We start from the raw sequence: 18,137 nt of genomic DNA, 5'->3' as shown, positions 1-18,137 counted from the left end.
TAGACATTTTGAAACAGATTGCACAAAAATCGAAGCCGGGCGGATACTATTCAGCCGCTGCCGGATGCAGTTTAAAATGTTGTTGGAATAAACTGTTTAGCCTTTATCTGCGGCATGCTTTCTTCTCGCCGTCACTATCTTATCGATCAGCAACAGGCCGAGCACTACATTCATCGACAGGAAGAATAATGTGAAAGACGGATTTTCCAGGAAGGACCAGTTCACCACCGGCAACGCCACCCTGGGAAGTTCAAACCCGGAAGCGCTGCCGCTCCAGTCCATTTTATAGATAGTATAAGCAAGCATTCCGCCAATGGTGCAAACAAAGAATGCTGCAATGATGTAAATAATCCTGTTATCCACCCTCGTTTTTAAAGCTACGGGATGCGGGCCGGCCAACACCTGTTCCATCACCCGGTTTCGAAAACCCATTGATGGCTCATCCAATTCAACAGCCTTAAGTTGTTGCTGTAAAATCAACAACTCATCATACCTGCTTTTAACCGCAGGATCTGACTGCAGCAATCGTTCCATGATGGCGCGTTCTTCAGGAGAAGAAAGGCCGTCTATGTAATCCCAGATACGATCTTCCATGTTCATCATCTTACCAGGTCTTTAACTTCATGTTTTAAAATCAATTCCAGCTTATCGCGCAGCCGTTGCCGGGCGCGGTGTAATTTTACTTTCACGGTGTTTGCTTCATATCCGGTGGCCGCCGCAATTTCCTCCAGCGATTGTTCCCCCCTGTAAAACAAAGTTAGTATAACGGCATCATCCGGCAATAACAGCCCGATCGCTTTTTCCAGGTATTCCGCCCTCGACTTTTCTTCCACCAGGCTGGCTTTCATATCCGACGCCGTATCTTCCACTTGTACATAAGTTGCTTCATCGTCAATCGATTGAACATCCAGTCTTTTTTTCCGCAGGAAAGTCATTGAAGTGTGGTACACAATACCATACAACCACGTCGTAAATTTTGACGTGCGCTGAAATGCTGCCATTGAACGGTACGCTTTCACAAAACAATCCTGCGCAATTTCTTCCGCATCCTCACGGCTTTTGGTAAAACGAAGCGCCAGCGAAAAAACATAGCGCTGATGACGGTTCACCAATTCCGCAAATGCCGATGCTGTCCCCGCCAGCACCTGGTCGATAAGTTCTAAGTCGGTTTGGTTATCTCTCATGAACTAAACGATTAGACAACACCATTCGCAGACAGGTTACACCCTGCTGCTGAAAGATAAGGATTTGACACCGTACAGGTTGATATGCTGCCATAAACCTTCCTTATCAATCATAGATTTCGCCGGCACCATAGACAGATCGGCGATGGAATGTTGCATTTCTGCGGCAGGTGCGCATTTTTTTTGAAAAAGGCTGTAACCTGCCGGTAAAAACGGTTGTCATATGCTGCATAACAAAAGCAAACAACTTTTTTAACCTCAAATCTCTTTAATTATGGATCCGGTAATGATTCCCATTTTAGTTCCGCTTGGTGTTTTCGCCATGGTTTTTGGCCTTCGCTATTTCGAAAACAAAGAACGTATGTCGATGATTGAAAAAGGCATGGATCCGGGCCTGCGCCGCAGAAGACCCAACAGTCCGCTGACTTCATTGAAGTGGGGCCTGGTACTGCTGGGTGTCGGCCTTGGCTTAGTGATCGCCTACTGGCTGACCACCTTCGTGTTGCATACCATGCAGGGTGAAGCGGTTCCCATTTACTTTGGATCCATCGGCATCTTTGGCGGCCTGGGCTTGATTGTGAGTTACTTTTTTGAGAAGAAGGCACCGCAGGATCAGTAAAAGCCCTGCTTTGTAAAAGCCTTTCTTTGCAAAAGTACTGTTGAAAAAAAGGGTTTGGGTCAGTAGGCCCAAACCCTTTTGCATTATAGCCAACGTTTTTCCTGCAGCATGGCTCTTTGCTGACGGCTATTGCTTCTTCATTCAAAAATGATCGGACTGCGCCCGTTCAATCAGTCCCACACTCCATGCTTCCGCCTTTTCAGAGAATAAAAGTTTGGAGCGTGTCCATGTGGACTTGAAGAAATCGGAAAACCGGTAATGATCGAGAAAGTGCTCATCCTCCCAGGTGCTGTACGTGAAGAATATATGCGGAAAATGCAGGTCCTGTAACAACTCCACATGGTGGCAGCCATCAAATGAGGCGATGGTTTGTTTCACCTCTTTAAATATCTCAAGAAAATCTTCAATCTTATCGGGTTGCAGCGTCAGTTTGACTAATCGGGTAATCATGTTTTCATTATTTAGAAAGCGATGACACGAAATTAGCCACATCAGGCCAATAAATTTTATTTGCTCTGTTAAATTTCCTTGCGTGGAAATCACTTCGAATATTCGGTATCTTTGAGCGATTGTCTGACGCTGCCCGACAGTGAATAAATTGCATTCTTTTTACAGCAAGAGGCGATAACATCAGGGAGCGGCAGCAGCAATGCAAGCGCAGCAGCAGTAATTATTTTTACAACCAATAACATTTCACATGGCTTTAGAAATCACCGGAAAATTAGTTCAGGTAATGCCGGAACAAACCGGGCAGGGTCAGAACGGTCCCTGGACAAAACAGAATTTTGTAATAGAAACACAGGATCAGTTTCCCAAAAAAGTGTGTATCGTCTGCTGGAATGACAAAGCGGAAATCCTGAAGCAATTAAAACCCGGCGATGAACTGAAGGTGGCCATCAATATTGAATCACGGGAGTACAACGGCAAATGGTATAATGATGTAAAAGCCTGGAAAGTGGAACCTGTTAGCGGTGGCCGGAATAATGGTGCGGCCGATTATCCGCCTGACCGTGAGGTAAACGACTATACCCAAGCACCTCCTGCTGATATGAAGGACGACCTGCCATTCTAAAAGGCAAGGCAATAGCAAAGGCAATAATGCAGCGAATTTACTTGACGGCCGCTACAACGTCTTTCATTTATCCTGCCATCATCGCTGATTGCTGAAGCACTTTTTCGTAATAAGCTTCATACAGCGGCAGAATCTTTTTAATATCATATTGCCTGGCATGTTCCAGGGCTTGCAGCTTGAACTGATGGTGCATTGCCTCATCAGAAAGGATGGCCACGGCATGACCGGCCATGGCTTCAATGTCGCCGACATCGCTCATAAAACCGGTAACACCCTGCACCATAATCTCAGGTATACCACCGCTGTTGGTGGATATCACCGGCACCTGACAGGCCATGGCTTCCAGGGCTGCCAAGCCAAAGCTCTCGGTTTCCGAAGGCATTAAAAACAAATCACTCACCGCCAGCAATTCCTCCACCGGATCCTGCTTGCCGAGGAAGCGTACATCTTCCGCGATTTGCAGATCGCGGCAAAGAATCTCCAGGTTCTGTCGCTCGGGCCCATCACCTACCAGCAACAATTTACAGGGAATCTTCTCCCGCACTTTTTCAAATATCATCACCACATCTTGTGTCCGCTTTACTTTCCTGAAGTTGGACGTATGAATGAGAATCTTTTCTTCATTGGGTGCAATGGCCTTTTTAAAATGCTCCTTCTTTGCTTTGCGGAAACGGGTGAGGTCAACAAAGTTGGGTATCACTTCAATGTTTGTGCTGATCTGAAAATTCTGGTAGGTTTGGTTTTTCAGGTCGGCGGAAACGGCGGTGACACCATCGGACTGATTGATGGAAAACGTAACGACAGGCGCATACGTCGGATCCTTTCCTACCAGCGTAATATCTGTTCCGTGCAGAGTGGTGATGTATGGAAGGTCAATACCCTTCGTCTTTAAGATCTGTTTCGCCATATACGCAGTGGCGGCATGCGGAATCGCATAGTGCACGTGCAGGAGGTCGAGCTGTTCAAATTTCGCAACATCCACAATCTTGCTCGAAAGCGCCGTTTCATACGGTGCACGTTCAAACAATGGATAATCGGCAAAGCTCACTTCATGGTAAAAAACATTTTCTACAAAAGAATCCAGCCGGGCCGGAGAGCGATAGGTGATGAAATGTATTTTATGGCCTTTTTGTGCCAGTGCTTTGCCCAGTTCTGTGGCCACTACACCGCTTCCGCCATAGGTTGGGTAACAGACGATTCCGATTTTCATTGCTTTATAAACCGAGGTTAAGAAATGAGTTGTTGAATGAGTACCAGCTGATGACGAATGAAACTGAATCCTTATTGCACCCTTCAGACCAGATGGCAAGTAACATAGCAAGTTAGCAAAAAGTTTCCCCCGTCTTTATTTGCAGCATACTGAGGGCATACAACATTTCTGCTGCATGATTTCTTATTGCAATAGCCGGAACATTATTTGCCCTGCTGCCAATACAACTTTGCGGGCCACACTTTTTTCATTTTGGCAATAAGATAAGCCCCGTAAACAGCAAACGGCCTGATTTGTATTTGCTATTGTTACAACCAACTTAACGGGTATTTGCATGGCTTGATGCACGCAAGCATCATGGCCACTTATACGCTGCGCCCAGATTATAGGAAGGCGCTTCAGCAACCAGGTTTCCATAAGCTCCGCCCAGTATACTACCATTGATACTCCAGTGTTTTCCAAGTGACTGGTTCACTTTTATACCAATCGCAAAAAACTCCTGGTTATTTACATACAATCCGGTCTTTAAATAATCTGCACGTTGTGTGGAATCATTCAAAAATGATTTATCAAGATCCAACAGTAATATCAGATAAGTTTTCTGTTTGAAGAAACCATAGCCGGCTTCTGCTGTTGCGTTGAACGATTCACTGTGATGATTAGAGCGCAAAGTTATGCCGGCTGAAACAGAGGCATACCATGCTTTACCGCTGGTTCCTGCCAGCAGTGACGGCTGGTAACTCCAGCAATCATAGCCTGTTTGAAGTCCGGTCAGTGTATCTGCAGAGCGTGTGTTCGCATCCGTTCTGAACTGTGCCGCCATTTTCCATTCCGTATCTACCAGTTTATATTTGAGGGCTGCACTGATGTTGCCGGGTCCGGCCAGGTTTCCGGAAGGAAATGGAACATCCACTATGTCTGAATCCACTGAAAATGTTTCGGATCCCGTAGCCACAAATTTTAAAGAAGTAGTTGCGAGAAAGGTCAGCTTACCCGTTAGTCCATATTCAAAATATCCCTGAATCGTTTTGTCTGTTACTTTTCGGTAGAGCTGATAGGAGTCACCATTGTTGTTATACAACTGCTGAGTGGCGATACTACTGAACGAAAGTTGCGCATATCCGGCGCTTTTATTTTGAGTCCAAGGCCCTCCTGCTGTTGCTTCGGCAGCAATTAATAATAGCAGCGTGATACATTGAATGATCCTGAAAGTCATGCGCCAAAATACTCAGCAATCAGGAAACGGTGGTACCAATCTTTTCACCTTTCAGTAAACGGAGCAGGTTGCCGGTAACATTAATATCAAATACGATGATAGGCAGGTTGTTTTCACGGCACAAGGTAAAGGCAGTCATATCCATCACATTCAGCTTCCTTTCATACACTTCGTGGAAGGTAAGCGAATCGTATTTGGTAGCGGTATGGTCTTTCTCGGGATCTGCAGTATAAATGCCGTCAACGCGTGTTCCTTTCAGCAGCACCTCCGCGCCGGTTTCAATGGCACGGAGCGATGCCGCGGTATCGGTAGTGAAAAACGGATTACCGGTACCGGCGCCAAAAATCACCACTCTTCCCTTTTCAAGATGGCGTATGGCTCGCCTTCGGATATAAGGCTCGCAGATCTGCTCCATCTTGATAGCCGACATCAGCCGTGTTTTGATACCATATTTTTCCAATACACTTTGCAGGGCCATGCCATTCATCACCGTAGCAAGCATGCCCATATAATCGCCCTGTGCCCGTTCAATACCTGCTTCTTCAGCATCCATGCCCCGGTAAATATTGCCTCCACCGATGACAATAGCCACCTGGATGCCGGCATCCACCGCTGATTTTATTTCCCTTGCATACAGGTTCGTCATCTCAGGATCAATGCCAAAGTCCTGTTTGCCCATCAGCGATTCGCCGGAGAGCTTGAGCATGATGCGTTTGAATCTGACCATAGGTAAAGGGTAGCTTAAAAGGGTAATATATCATGGCATCAAAGAATGCCTTTCAATGCAGTCTATTTGTTCATTATGCCCACGGTCACCGATGAATAAAAACCGGCAATGGCGATGCCTTTGTAAATTGAACGATGCAAACATAAAAAAACAGGACGGCTAAGAAGCCAAAACGGCTTCTTTTTTTTATGCAAATGATTGCTGCAGGCAACAAGCTGAAGTTACGAAAAAAAAAGGGTGTCAATTCAATTATGCCTGCTCTTCAAACAATTGTGCAACCGGCAATCAAGAAAATAAGCGTGCAACAAATAATACAACGTACCATTCCGGAGTAAATCATGCCGGCCCGTTTCATTTATTGTTATGAATCATCTGTTTCCAAAGGCATAACATCCACCGCACACCTTTTATCTTTCTCTGCAAGGCTGTCATGATTCCTGCAGCTTGCTCGTCACCGCAGCCTACCAGGTTCTCCGGAGCGCTTCATCCATTCTTCCTTCATTCCACTCCATGCGCCATTTGCCGGCTCCGCCAGCAGCTTCTTCGTTTCGGGTTGTTTAGAGCCTTGCTCTTTCCCCTTACACCAACAACCACGAATCATGAGTAGCTACGCTCATGCGGTCATTCCGTGGCATTGCGTTTCATTTTCGTCCTCATTCCCTTCAGCACTCAGTCCATACGGCTGCAGCGTGTGCCAGCCGAGGCATTACTGAACAACAAGTTTTTTTGCATTACAACCATTGACGGATTTAAAAACCAAGAAATATATTCCTGGCAGCAAATGCGAAATGTCAATGCTTGATTTCCCTTCAGATAAGTACCTGTCAATGACAAATGCTTCCCCCAGAAAATTCATGATAGTCAAGGTACCAAAACTATTAACTTCAACCAGTATTGAATGTGAGGCCGGATTAGGAAAGACTGAAAGCTGAAACTCATCCACCTTGCTTTCTTCGATGCTGACCTGTGAATCATTTATTTTGGCAATGAATGCATCTGAACACTCTTCCATAAAAGACACTTCAATAGCGCCGAAGTAAGCCAGGTCATAAAAATCTCCTGTCACATAAATATTGTTAAATTCATCAACCCCCAGATCAAACGCGTAGTCGCTCAGCCAACTGCCAGCTGTCAAAGTCCAAATAGTATTCCCATCAGTATCCAGCTTCCCTATTAAAATGTCTTCATTGCCAAAGGTTATTAGTGTATCAGAACCGATATTCAGTGTATCTCCAAATACTCCACAAAAGGCAATGTTATTGTCAACGGTTGATTCAAGACTATATATATTATCATTATACCCGGATTGAATTTGCTTCGCCCATTCGCAGGTACCATTCAAATTATATTCAGCTATAAAAGCGCCCTGCTGGTCTCCAAAGGATAGTTCGATGCTATCAAAATGGGCAGTGTACGCTGCACATCCCCCAATAAAAAGTTGATCATTCAGTATCATTAATGCCCTGACTTCATTATTCCAGCTTCCGTCAATAACATCGGCCCATTCTAAATTTCCCTGACTATTGAATTTTACCAGGAGAATGGCCTGGTTGTCCGATTCCAGCACGATACTATCCAGGACAATATCATTTATGAAATATCCGACAGCATAAATATTGCCGGCCTGATCGGCACAAACTCCCCTGAGAAAATCGTCAAAAAAGCCACCGGAAGCATGCGTCCACTTTATGTTTCCAAATGAATCCACCAGCATCAGAAAAAAATCAGTTCCTCCATTGCTGTAATATGTTGCATAGGGTGTTGAAAATTTATTCCAGTAAAATCCGGTAATTGCTACACTACCCGAATCGCTGAAACAGAAATCAACAGGGATAATGGACGTACTATCCCCACCAAATTGCTTTACCCAAACTACATTTCCATCCAGTGTGAACTTCGCAAAGAAGAAACCTTCTCCCGGGACATCAGTCATAGGTATCGTATCAATTATTCCTGATTCATTGATACTACCGGTGAGATAAATGAAGCCGTCTCTGTATTTTATTTCAGTTCCGTAATCGCCAGACTGACTACCCGCTTTCTTTGCCCATAGCAGATCCCCGGAAGCGTTGTGCTTAACAATGAACAGGTCGTCATACAGTAGTCCGTCGTTCAGGAGACTTGTTGTATTAAACTTAATAATGTTTTGATATCCTCCTATGGTGTAGATATTGCCAAAGTTATCGACAGTAATACCATCACCCCTCGCACATTCTGTACTGGTGCCTGTTCTGACCCATTCCCATTGCTGTCCGAAAGAAGCTGAAATGGCAGTTATAACGATAGCAAAAGCAATTTGACATTTAAGCAACATTATATAAAGAAACGAAACAAACCCGCACATTCCCTTAATACCAAGGCTGTGTGATTTTGTCCCATATTTTGGGGATGGTCATCACCTGATCACGCACTTATTTTTGCCGTCCATTAAGTACAGCACCTACAAGAGGAAACAACACACGTAAAAACTCATTCCACATACAACACATACATTTTCAAAAAAAACAGAATATGAAAACCATGCGTACCATGAAACAATTTGCCATCCTAATTTTAATTAATTTGAGCACTGCTCCATTGTTTGGGCAAACACCACAACTGGTGAAGGATATTTTGCCCGGGACAGGCAGTTCGCTTCCTACTTTCCTTGCAGAGATCAATGATACAGCACTTATTGCGGCTGAAGATGCGAATGGAAACGAATTGTGGAGAACAGATGGAACAAGCGCAGGCACTTTTCTGATAAAAGATATTAATCCCGGTTCCGGCAGTTCATTCCCCTCTTATATCGGAACACTGAACGGAATCGTTTTTTTCAAAGCCACAGATCCTGTCAATGGAACTGAATTGTGGAAAACAGACGGAACAGCAGCAGGAACAGTGCTTGTAAAAGATATCTATATCGGCCCGACCGGATCAGATCCTGCCTTGATTGCAGTCCTTAATGGTGTGTTACTTTTTAAAGCGAAGGATGCACTTCATCAAACTGAAATCTGGAGAACCAATGGCACCACTGAGGGCACTTTTTTGCTAAAGGATATTTACAACGTATTTTTTGGCAACGGCAGTTCCAATCCATATCCAATTGCGATAGTGAATGGTGTTGCACTTTTCGGCGCAACAACATTCAGTAACGGAACAGAATTATGGAAAACAGACGGAACAGCATCCGGCACCGTTTTAGTCAAAGATATTTTTTCAGGATCGTACAGCTCATCTCCAACCTTGTTAAAAGACTATAACGGATTGATAATTTTCCGTGCGCAAGATGGAAACAATGGAACAGAATTATGGAAAACAGACGGAACAACAACCGGCACAGTCTTAATTAAGGATATAAATCCCGGATCACTCGACTCATCACCAGAATTATTAACAGAATTAAACGGTGTACTTTACCTAAGGGCAACAAATACAGCGGTTGGAACTGAATTATGGAAAACGGATGCTACTGAAGCAGGCACCGTTTTGGTGAAGGACATCCGGCAGGGAAAAGACAGCGGCAATCCTTACTATATCGGAGTCTTTAATCAAACCCTGCTTTTTGATGCTTATGAACCTGCGCACGGAAGAGAACTGTGGTATACAGATGGCATCATCACTAGCGTTGCAGACCTGGAACCGGGTGTCGGCTCATCCTATCCTGCTTCCATGGGAAATGTGAACGGTTCACTGATTTTTAGTGCCAGCACTACGTTCAATGGAGGAGAGCCTTGGGTGATTAGTCAGGCAAATAATATGATCGATTGGTTAAAGGATATTAACGCGGGCGGAGCGAGCTCTTATCCTTACTTTATCATGGATGGAAAAGAAAAAATGTTTTTTTCAGCTACGAATTCTATCTACGATTATGCATTATGGAAGACGGATGGCACAACGGCAGGCACCGCCGTAGTAAAATCTTTTGACCTCGGGCCGGGTGGTTTGGAAATTCAATTTATTACTGATTTGAATGGTGTATTATTGTTTGCCGCTGCTGATCCTGTCAACGGATATGAACTATGGAAAATTCTACCTCCCCAATTAATAAACTCCAGTTCAGGCGTCAATGGTATCATTTATCCGGATGGCGCCATCCTTGTGGAAAATGGTGACACACAGCTCTTTACCATTACCCCTGATCCCGGCTTTTGTATCAGTGAGGTTTTCGTGGATGGCGTTTCTCAAGGTAAGATCAGCAGTTTTACATTTAACAATGTAACAGAAGGGCATACCATTTCAGCAACGTACGCTCCATCAATAACTGTTTATTCAGATGAAGACAATGACCTCTTCGGCAATCCATTAACAGGATTCACTGCCTGTGCCATCGATCAGGGATTTGTAATGGATAACACCGATTGTAATGATACTAATGCAGCCATTCATCCCGGCGCACCTGAACAATGCAATGCAATAGATGATAATTGCAATGGAATTACGGATGAAAATACCCTCACCGCAGTTATTTCACCGACTGGTACCGTGGAGGTCTGCAAGGGAACCGATGTAACTTTTACAGCAAGCACCGGTACCGGTTTTTCCTATCAATGGAAGAAGAATGGTGCCATGATAAACAATGCAACTGCATCCACTTACGTGACTGCCGCAAAAGGCGATTATACCGTTGTGATCACTGGCGCCTTTAGTTGTAGTGCCACTTCACCGGCAACTACGCTCAAAACATTGAGCAAGCCCGATGCCATCATCACGCCGCAGGGCAGTCTTGATATCTGTGCAACAGGTTCGGTAGTGCTACAGGCTAATTCAGGAAGTAATCAATCTTATCAGTGGAAGAAAAACGGCAGTAAGATCAACGGTGCAACGAACCAGCAATTTACTGCCACCGTTGCCGCAGGTTACAAGGTGATTGTAACCAAAGCCAATGGGTGTGAAAAGACATCGCCGGAGATTGTAGTCACGAAATCCTGCAAATTGTCGGGAGAAACGGGCGACAACAATGCGGTCAGCGTCTATCCCAATCCTTCAGGCGGAAAATTTGTCGTAAGGTTTATGAACGAAGAAAATCAGACAGTAACCATTGAAGTGATGAATGCACTGGGGCAAGTGATGATGATTGAAAACATCGTTGCTGCAAATGGAGAATTTCTGAAACAAATCGCTTTCGATAAGGAGGCAACCGATGGACTATATTTTGTACGGGTTACCACGCGACAGGGAATTTACACATCACGGATCATTTTGCAGCAATAGGAAGGCGCAACGGTTTGGATTAACCAATGAAGGATTTGAACGCCCACTCATTAACCTTCGTGCATGATTGTCCGCAAAAGAGCATGGGTATGACAACTGATTATGCAGGTGGAAGGAGTTAACCTGAGGTTGATCTGATTATTCCCTGATTAAATCAATAGGTATGGTACCAGAAGCAGATGTGGTGACACCCAAAACGGTATAACCCCAATTACCATTCATCCTGAAGACCGGTTTAGCGGAGGCCAGGCCATCAATCGTATAATTGCCGGACGCATTGTGACTAACCCCGCCATATGAAAAACCTGATACCCAGGAGCCGGTTGTATCATTGATTGGTGTGCATTGTATTTCCCATTCAATTCCAATTACAGCGTCTTTAACTTTAATGGTAAACATTTTGGAGAGATCATCAATGTGGCCTGAGAAAACAGCATCCTGATAAGTTCCATTTGCACGGAAGCCCTTACAGTATAGTTTCCGATATTCCTCCACCCGGTTATCATAATCCATATAGCTTTTTTCCATCTCCTTTGCTTCTGATTGATCTGAATTTTTCTTCCATTCATCCTTGGTAAGATTCATCGCCTGCATTGCTTCATTCCTGTCTTGCCGTGCCTTTTCAGTACAAACCTGTTCATTACCACATTGATGAAGCGCTCTTTGATAATAAATATCAACAGAATCGAATGCTGCTTTCATGATTCTATCCATTTTGTCTATCTGTTCTTTCTTTTTAGTGATGATAATTGCAATTTCATTTAAAAGGCTATTGTAAGCTTCTTGTTCAGCTTTGATAAACCGCGGATCATTGCAATGGAGGTTTTTCGGACGATTGTTTGCTACCGTTGATATTGCCTCCTGCATGGATGTGCCGGTAACAGCACTATCTGCCTGACGATAACTACTTTCTTCACAAGAGAAAAAAAAGTAAAAAGGCAGCAAAATACAATTGGTTTCATAGCAAAAAATTTAATAGGTTTCACTAATGTAAGTGGAAGAAAATTGTCAATACAGAATTTGGGAAAACAATTACCGCGTTAGTGCAGTGATAATATTTGATGAACGATTACCACTTTGCAGTATTTAGTCTCTACTGCTTGCATGGGAGAAAACAGAAGGAGAGGATAAAACGAGCGGAAATGCAGAAAACTGTTTTATATCACTTCAGGATTAGATGTTGAAGCTACCGCTTATGGGTACACCTGGAGGTTATGTTTATTAAATATCTGAATTATTTTTCAGGCATTGTTTATGTCATAGAAAAAATAACGCATGCTGCTTTTTTATTGTATTTGTATGCAAGCCTTGATAATTCGTTTTTTCAATCCCATAAAAAGATACCGGAGCAAGACCTTCAGCAGTATTAAACCCAACCCCCTTCCGGCTGTTGCAAAGCCTTTGTCAATTGAACCATGAAACATAAAAAAGGAGAGAATCAAATTCTCTCCTTTCACTTTTTAGTTCGAAAGCGACACCCGCTTAAAGGCTGTTACCCGCAATTCCTTATCGATTCCCCTCAGCACGTCGGTTACCGTTTTCTTGTTATCCTTCACGAATTCCTGGCTGAGCAGGGTATTTTCTTTGAAATATTTCTGTAAGGCACCGGCAGCAATTTTATCAATCATTGCATCCGGTTTGCCGTCTGCTTTCGCCTTCTCCCTGGCGATATCCAGCTCACGGTCTACCACACTTTGCGGCACCGTGGTCTGATCTACTGAAACAGGATTCATGGCAGCTACCTGCATGGCTAAGTCTTTGCCTATGGCAGTAACGGCGTCGGAAGGCGGCTGATTGAAAGCCACCAATACACCTAATTTGTAATTGGAATGGATGTAAGGCACCACGCAGGCACCTTCGAGGCGTTCCACACGGCGTATTTCAATCTTCTCGCCGATTTTGCCCACCATTTCAATGACCTTTTCGCCGATGGTAACTCCTTCATAAGGAAGTGATGCTATTTGTTCCGCGGTTTCAATGCCATTATCCAGTGCCAGCTTTGCCGCTGCATTGGCGAAAGCCATGAATTCATCATTCTTCGCCACAAAATCAGTCTCACAGCTCAGGTTAAGCACCACACCTTGTGTCATCGTGCTGTTGGCAATGGCGATTACTACGCCTTCTTTTGCCTCCCGGTCTGACCGGAGTGCAGAAACTTTTTGTCCTTTCTTACGGAGGTAGTCAATTGCCTTTTCAAAATCACCGCCTGATTCTACCAGTGCTTTCTTGCAATCCATCAGCCCCGCACCGGTTTGCTGACGAAGCTTATTTACGTCTGCTGCTTTTATTTCCACCATTGGTTTTGAGTTAAATTGTTGATTAATTAAAATGTCCGTCAACACGAAGCCGCTCCACAGCATGCCGAAATCAATATCGATTGCCTGTTAAGCGCAACAATACCTGTTACTTCGCCCGCTGCTGCCGCTGTGCCGGCCGTGCCGGACCACGGCGCCGGTTTTGTCCGCCTGCCGGTGTTTTGCCGCTACCGCCGCCTGCAGTTCTGCCACCTCTCTTCGCACCGCCGCGTTTTTCGCGTTCTTCCTCATCTTCACCCATGTTAAACTCGCGACGCAGTTCAGCACTTTCATCATCATCCTGTGCGGCATCCAGTGCTTCTTTATCTTTCTGCCGTTCTTCCAACCCTTCCATCAGAGCTTCCGTCAGGTAATTGGTGATAATGGCAATAGATTTAGTGGCATCGTCATTGGCCGGAATGGCAAAGTCAACCTGCGTAGGATCGCTATTGGTGTCCACCATACCGATCGTCTGTATATTGAGCTTCTTCGCTTCTGCCAGCGAAATATGTTCATGCATGATATCAACCAGGTAGATGGCAGCCGGCAACCGGTTGAGGCCGGCTATACCACCGAGCACTTTTTCCAGCTTGGCCTTATCACGCATAAGGCGCAGCCGTTCTTTCTTCGTGATGTTCTCCAGCGTTCCGTCAGTCAGCATCTTTTCAATGCCCTGCATTTTTTTAATTGATTTGCGGATAGTGGAAAAATTGGTGAGCATACCGCCCAGCCAGCGCTCCGTTACATACGGCATTCCGGCGCGTTGCGCTGCTTCCGCCACAATCTCTTTTGCCTGCTTCTTAGTAGCCACGAAGAGGATTTTTTTACCGCTTCTTGCGATCTGCCGCATGGCAGCCGCCGTTTCTTCCAGCGCTTCCAGCGTTTTATTCAGGTCGATGATGTGGATCCCTTTGCGCTCCATAAAAATATAGGGCATCATTTTAGGATTCCATTTTTTCTTCAGGTGACCAAAATGTACACCTGCTTCAAGCAATTGTTTATATTGAATTTGTTCCATGATGCGGATTCGGAATTTAGTACGGTGATGAGATTAACGTTTGCTGAACTGGAAGCGTTTGCGCGCCTTCTTGCGTCCCGGCTTTTTGCGCTCCACGGCCCTTGGGTCGCGGGTGAGCAGTTTCAATGGTTTTAATGTGGCCTTGTATTCGGGGTTGATCTTCACCAGTGAACGGGAGATACCAAGCCGGATGGCTTCAGCCTGTCCTTTCACACCACCGCCTGATACATTAATGATCACATCGAACTTGCCGCCGAGATCCAGGAGTTTGAAAGGCTGTTCAACAACCTGCTGAAATATGCGCTGCGGGAAGTAGTCGGTATAATCTTTACCGTTCACCACAATTTTTGAATCACCGGTAGCGGGCATGATATACACGCGTGCCGAGGCTTCTTTTCTTCTGCCTATGGAGTTAGTTTTTTCCACCTTGTTTTAAGGATTAATGATGCGTGAGGAAGTGAATTATTTTATGGGTTGTGGTTTCTGCGCAACGTGATCATGTTTTTCACCTGCAAACACATGCAGCTTGCTAAACATGGCACGGCCGAGACGCGTCTTCGGCAACATGCCGCGAACCGCTTCTTCCAGCAGGTAGGTCGGCTTTTTCACCAGCAGTTTTTCAGGGGTGGTTTCCCTTTTACCCCCGGGATAACCGGTATAGGTAACAAGCACCTTATCAGTCATCTTCTTGCCGGTAAGGCGGATCTTTTCCGCATTGATTACCACTACATGATCGCCGCAATCAATGTGCGTAGTGAAATACGGTTTGTGCTTTCCGATTAATAAGGAAGCAATCTTGGTTGACAAACGGCCGAGTGTTTGTCCGTTGGCATCAATAAGAATCCAATCATGCTTCACCGTCTGATCGTTGGCATGTTTTGTACGGTAACTTAAGGTATTCACGTGGTCAGGATTTATTGCTGGTTAAAAATTGGGATCGCAAAGGTAGAGGGATAAGCCAAAGAAACAAGGAAAAGGGTAGAAAAATTCAGCCTGATACACATAATTAGTTGATAATGAGCAGCACTTTCGCTTATTTTCTGCAACAGGCCGGCATAATTATCCTTCCGGGAAGATTGAGTTTCGGATCTGAGGGGCCGACTGTTCAGCGGTTACAATCTGCCGCCATAAACACAGGCATCATCATCATTCACTGCTCTTTCAACTATCTTGCACCCATGAAAAAATACGATTTTCTCATTATCGGCTCCGGTATTGCCGGGCTTACCTATGCCCTGAAAGTGGCTAAGTTCGGAACCGTCTGCATCATCACTAAAGCTTCGGAAGATGAATCGAACACAAAGTATGCACAAGGTGGTGTAGCCGCTGTTTGGGACTTTGAAGAAGACTCTTATAAAAAACACATTGCCGATACCCTTGATGCAGGGGCAGGATTGTGTGACAAGAAGATTGTGGAGATTGTGGTGAAAGAAGGACCGCAGCGTGTAAAAGAAGTAATTGAATGGGGCGCCCGATTCGACAAGAATGCCGAAGGCGAATACGATTTGGGCAGAGAAGGTGGCCACAGCCGGCACCGTGTTTTGCATCACAAGGATAACACCGGCCTTGAAATAGAACGCACCCTGCTTAAACAGATACAACGGCACCCGAACATCACCCTGTTCACGCACTACTTTGCCATTGACCTTATCACACAACATCACCTCGGCATTGAGGTAACGCGCAGAACAAAAAACATTGAATGTTATGGTGTTTATGCCCTCAATACCAAAACAAAAAAAACGGATACGCTGCTTTCACGCATCACACTCCTTGCCACCGGCGGCGCGGGACATGTTTACCGCAACACCACCAATCCCATCATCGCCACCGGCGATGGCATTGCCATGTTATACCGCGCCAAAGGAAAGGTGCAGGATATGGAATTCTATCAGTTTCATCCAACAGCCCTTTACCATCCCGGGGAGTATCCGAGCTATCTTATTACAGAAGCCATCCGCGGGTTTGGCGCCATCCTGCGAACGCTGGACGGTAAAGAGTTTATGCAGAAATATGACCGGCGCAAATCACTTGCTCCGCGCGACATTGTAGCACGTGCCATTGACAATGAAATGAAAAAACGCGGCGATGATTGTGTGCTGCTCGATTGCCGGCATCTTGATAAGAAAAAATTCATCGAGCATTTCCCGAATATCTATGAGAAATGTCTTTCCATCGGTATTGATATCATGAAAGACATGATTCCCGTGGTGCCTGCAGCACATTATTTATGCGGCGGCATAAAAACAGATGAATGGGGAAGAAGCTCTGTCAGGAATCTGTATGCCTGCGGCGAATGCGCGTGCACCGGCTTGCATGGCGCCAACCGTTTGGCCTCCAACTCGCTGCTGGAAGCCATGGTGTTTTCTCACCGTGCCTACCTGGATGCAGTGAAAAAATTTGCGAAAATTTCCTACCGTGAAAAAATTCCGCGGTGGAATGCCGAAGGCACGTATAACCCGGAGGAAATGGTATTGATCACCTTTACCCGGCAGGAAGTGCAGGACATCATGAGCAACTATGTCGGTATCGTACGATCCAACTTACGATTGAAGCGCGCCCTGGAAAGGCTGGAATTGATTTACCATGAAACGGAAACGCTGTATCAGCGCACCGTTGTGTCACCGGAACTTTGCGAGTTGCGGAACCTCATCAATATCGGCTACCTGATTATCCGTTCGTCCATCGCACGCAAAGAAAGCCGTGGACTGAATTATAATACCGACTACCCGAAAAAGCTGAAGGTGGCGAAGAACACGGTCTTGTAATCATCGCTGCATCAATGGCTGGGGTTCATCATATTCCTCATAACCTTGCCCTTCATCAAACGGCTTTTTACCTGATAAGAAAAAATTGCCTGCAGCGTTTGGGAAGCCGGGCCTGTCCTCTGTGTGCTCCGGTTGCATACAAATAACAGATCAATGCGTTATCAGCAAAGTGCCATTGTTGATGGCTGGCAAATCACTCTTCGTTTTGCGAATGCGAATTGGTCATTGAAAAATCCGGGTCTAATGATGCTCTATGAAAAAGCTTTTCTTCATAATGCCCTTGCTACTGCTGCTTTCTTCCTGCAAAAAGGATCAGGTAATCATCACCGATTCCAATGAACTGCAGCAACAGCCCGCCTGGAAAACGGAAAAGTTCAAAGCGGATTATACCATGCAGTTTCCCGGCTATTATGATGGCGGTTATATGCAGGGATTTGAAGGCGGTACATTTGACAAGATAAGAGATGATACCCGTGTTCATTTCACCTATTCGTATTCGAATGGCCTGCAGTATTTTGATTTTGGCGACACCCTTGCTGATAAAAACACCGATTCCATTGCTGTGGGTGACCTGCTCCTCATTCTTCCCTACCGCATCAGCCTCACCGAAAACGGCGACACGGCCGGTATCTTATTTTACAATGATGTATGGTCTGTCAGTACTGCTGTGCTGTATTGGAAAGACGGCGGAGTTTATAAAAATGCGCTGCGCATCGGGTATGCCAATGACATGAAGGAGGAAATGCTGACCATCCTGAAAACTATCCGGCACAACTGATACCGGTAGACATCTCCTTTATCACCTTGCTACACTGATTACGAATCTTGCACATCAG

Annotated in this window: 17 protein-coding genes; 5 read left to right on the top strand and 12 right to left on the bottom strand. The window is 45.2% G+C overall.

Going from position 1 to position 18,137, the window contains the following annotated elements:
- Positions 1 to 96: 96 nt before the first annotated feature.
- Positions 97 to 603 (bottom strand): hypothetical protein, encoded by a 507-nt coding sequence (locus K1X61_09110; GenBank protein MBX7108791.1) that lies wholly within the window; start codon positions 601 to 603, stop codon positions 97 to 99.
- Positions 600 to 1,184, bottom strand: a complete 585-nt coding sequence (locus K1X61_09105; protein ID MBX7108790.1) for an RNA polymerase sigma factor — start codon at positions 1,182 to 1,184, stop codon at positions 600 to 602. Before K1X61_09105 ends, K1X61_09110 begins: the two co-directional genes overlap by 4 nt.
- 286 nt (positions 1,185 to 1,470) lie before the next feature.
- Here K1X61_09105 and K1X61_09100 point away from each other — a divergent pair, with 286 nt between their 5' ends.
- On the top strand, positions 1,471 to 1,803 hold the full coding sequence (locus tag K1X61_09100; protein MBX7108789.1) for a hypothetical protein: 333 nt from the start codon (positions 1,471 to 1,473) through the stop codon (positions 1,801 to 1,803).
- A gap of 141 nt (positions 1,804 to 1,944) precedes the next feature.
- On the opposite strand, the gene K1X61_09095 is transcribed toward K1X61_09100, so the two are convergent.
- Positions 1,945 to 2,253 (bottom strand): antibiotic biosynthesis monooxygenase, encoded by a 309-nt coding sequence (locus K1X61_09095; GenBank protein ID MBX7108788.1) that lies wholly within the window; start codon positions 2,251 to 2,253, stop codon positions 1,945 to 1,947.
- A 247-nt stretch (positions 2,254 to 2,500) separates the two neighbouring features.
- Between K1X61_09095 and K1X61_09090 the strand changes: the two genes are divergently transcribed.
- Entirely contained in the window at positions 2,501 to 2,875 is a 375-nt protein-coding gene (locus tag K1X61_09090) for a DUF3127 domain-containing protein (protein ID MBX7108787.1), read from the top strand.
- A 67-nt stretch (positions 2,876 to 2,942) separates the two neighbouring features.
- Here K1X61_09090 and bshA read toward each other — a convergent pair whose 3' ends face one another.
- The 4 genes from bshA to K1X61_09070 form a co-directional block, all read right to left on the bottom strand.
- The gene (gene bshA / locus K1X61_09085; protein ID MBX7108786.1) at positions 2,943 to 4,085 is read right to left on the bottom strand and encodes an N-acetyl-alpha-D-glucosaminyl L-malate synthase BshA; all 1,143 of its coding nucleotides are present in this window, start codon (positions 4,083 to 4,085) and stop codon (positions 2,943 to 2,945) included.
- Positions 4,086 to 4,440: 355 nt separating this feature from the next.
- Positions 4,441 to 5,301: a hypothetical protein gene (locus tag K1X61_09080; protein ID MBX7108785.1), complete on the bottom strand. Its 861-nt coding sequence runs from the start codon at positions 5,299 to 5,301 to the stop codon at positions 4,441 to 4,443.
- A gap of 19 nt (positions 5,302 to 5,320) precedes the next feature.
- Complete coding sequence (gene pyrH / locus K1X61_09075; GenBank protein ID MBX7108784.1) at positions 5,321 to 6,028, bottom strand: UMP kinase; 708 nt, start codon at positions 6,026 to 6,028, stop codon at positions 5,321 to 5,323.
- A gap of 706 nt (positions 6,029 to 6,734) precedes the next feature.
- Entirely contained in the window at positions 6,735 to 8,342 is a 1,608-nt protein-coding gene (locus K1X61_09070) for a T9SS type A sorting domain-containing protein (GenBank protein ID MBX7108783.1), read from the bottom strand.
- 197 nt (positions 8,343 to 8,539) lie between these two features.
- Here K1X61_09070 and K1X61_09065 point away from each other — a divergent pair, with 197 nt between their 5' ends.
- Complete coding sequence (locus K1X61_09065) at positions 8,540 to 11,221, top strand: T9SS type A sorting domain-containing protein (protein MBX7108782.1); 2,682 nt, start codon at positions 8,540 to 8,542, stop codon at positions 11,219 to 11,221.
- Between the two features lie 138 nt (positions 11,222 to 11,359).
- Here the strand turns inward: K1X61_09065 and K1X61_09060 are convergent, their stop codons facing one another.
- The 5 genes from K1X61_09060 to rplM all read right to left on the bottom strand — a co-directional run bounded on the left by K1X61_09060 (position 11,360) and on the right by rplM (position 15,436).
- Positions 11,360 to 11,923: a hypothetical protein gene (locus K1X61_09060; protein MBX7108781.1), complete on the bottom strand. Its 564-nt coding sequence runs from the start codon at positions 11,921 to 11,923 to the stop codon at positions 11,360 to 11,362.
- A gap of 758 nt (positions 11,924 to 12,681) precedes the next feature.
- On the bottom strand, positions 12,682 to 13,518 hold the full coding sequence (tsf, locus tag K1X61_09055) for a translation elongation factor Ts (protein MBX7108780.1): 837 nt from the start codon (positions 13,516 to 13,518) through the stop codon (positions 12,682 to 12,684).
- Between the two features lie 106 nt (positions 13,519 to 13,624).
- Positions 13,625 to 14,533: a 30S ribosomal protein S2 gene (rpsB, locus tag K1X61_09050; GenBank protein MBX7108779.1), complete on the bottom strand. Its 909-nt coding sequence runs from the start codon at positions 14,531 to 14,533 to the stop codon at positions 13,625 to 13,627.
- A 33-nt stretch (positions 14,534 to 14,566) separates the two neighbouring features.
- Positions 14,567 to 14,959, bottom strand: coding sequence for a 30S ribosomal protein S9 (gene rpsI / locus K1X61_09045; protein MBX7108778.1), 393 nt, complete (start codon positions 14,957 to 14,959; stop codon positions 14,567 to 14,569).
- A 36-nt stretch (positions 14,960 to 14,995) separates the two neighbouring features.
- Positions 14,996 to 15,436: a 50S ribosomal protein L13 gene (gene rplM, locus K1X61_09040; protein ID MBX7108777.1), complete on the bottom strand. Its 441-nt coding sequence runs from the start codon at positions 15,434 to 15,436 to the stop codon at positions 14,996 to 14,998.
- Between the two features lie 275 nt (positions 15,437 to 15,711).
- On the opposite strand from rplM, the gene nadB reads away from it, so the two are divergent.
- Positions 15,712 to 17,301 carry an L-aspartate oxidase gene (nadB, locus tag K1X61_09035; protein MBX7108776.1) on the top strand — a complete coding sequence of 530 codons (1,590 nt, stop codon included), beginning with the start codon at positions 15,712 to 15,714 and terminating at the stop codon, positions 17,299 to 17,301.
- 253 nt (positions 17,302 to 17,554) lie between these two features.
- Positions 17,555 to 18,079 carry a hypothetical protein gene (locus K1X61_09030; protein ID MBX7108775.1) on the top strand — a complete coding sequence of 175 codons (525 nt, stop codon included), beginning with the start codon at positions 17,555 to 17,557 and terminating at the stop codon, positions 18,077 to 18,079.
- Positions 18,080 to 18,137: the final 58 nt, after the last annotated feature.

The sequence above is a fragment of the Chitinophagales bacterium genome (genome assembly GCA_019694975.1).
In the GTDB taxonomy this organism is placed as follows: domain Bacteria; phylum Bacteroidota; class Bacteroidia; order Chitinophagales; family UBA10324; genus JACCZZ01.
Note: the sequence above shows the minus strand (reverse complement) of the source record. Positions and strands in the feature narration are given on the sequence as shown.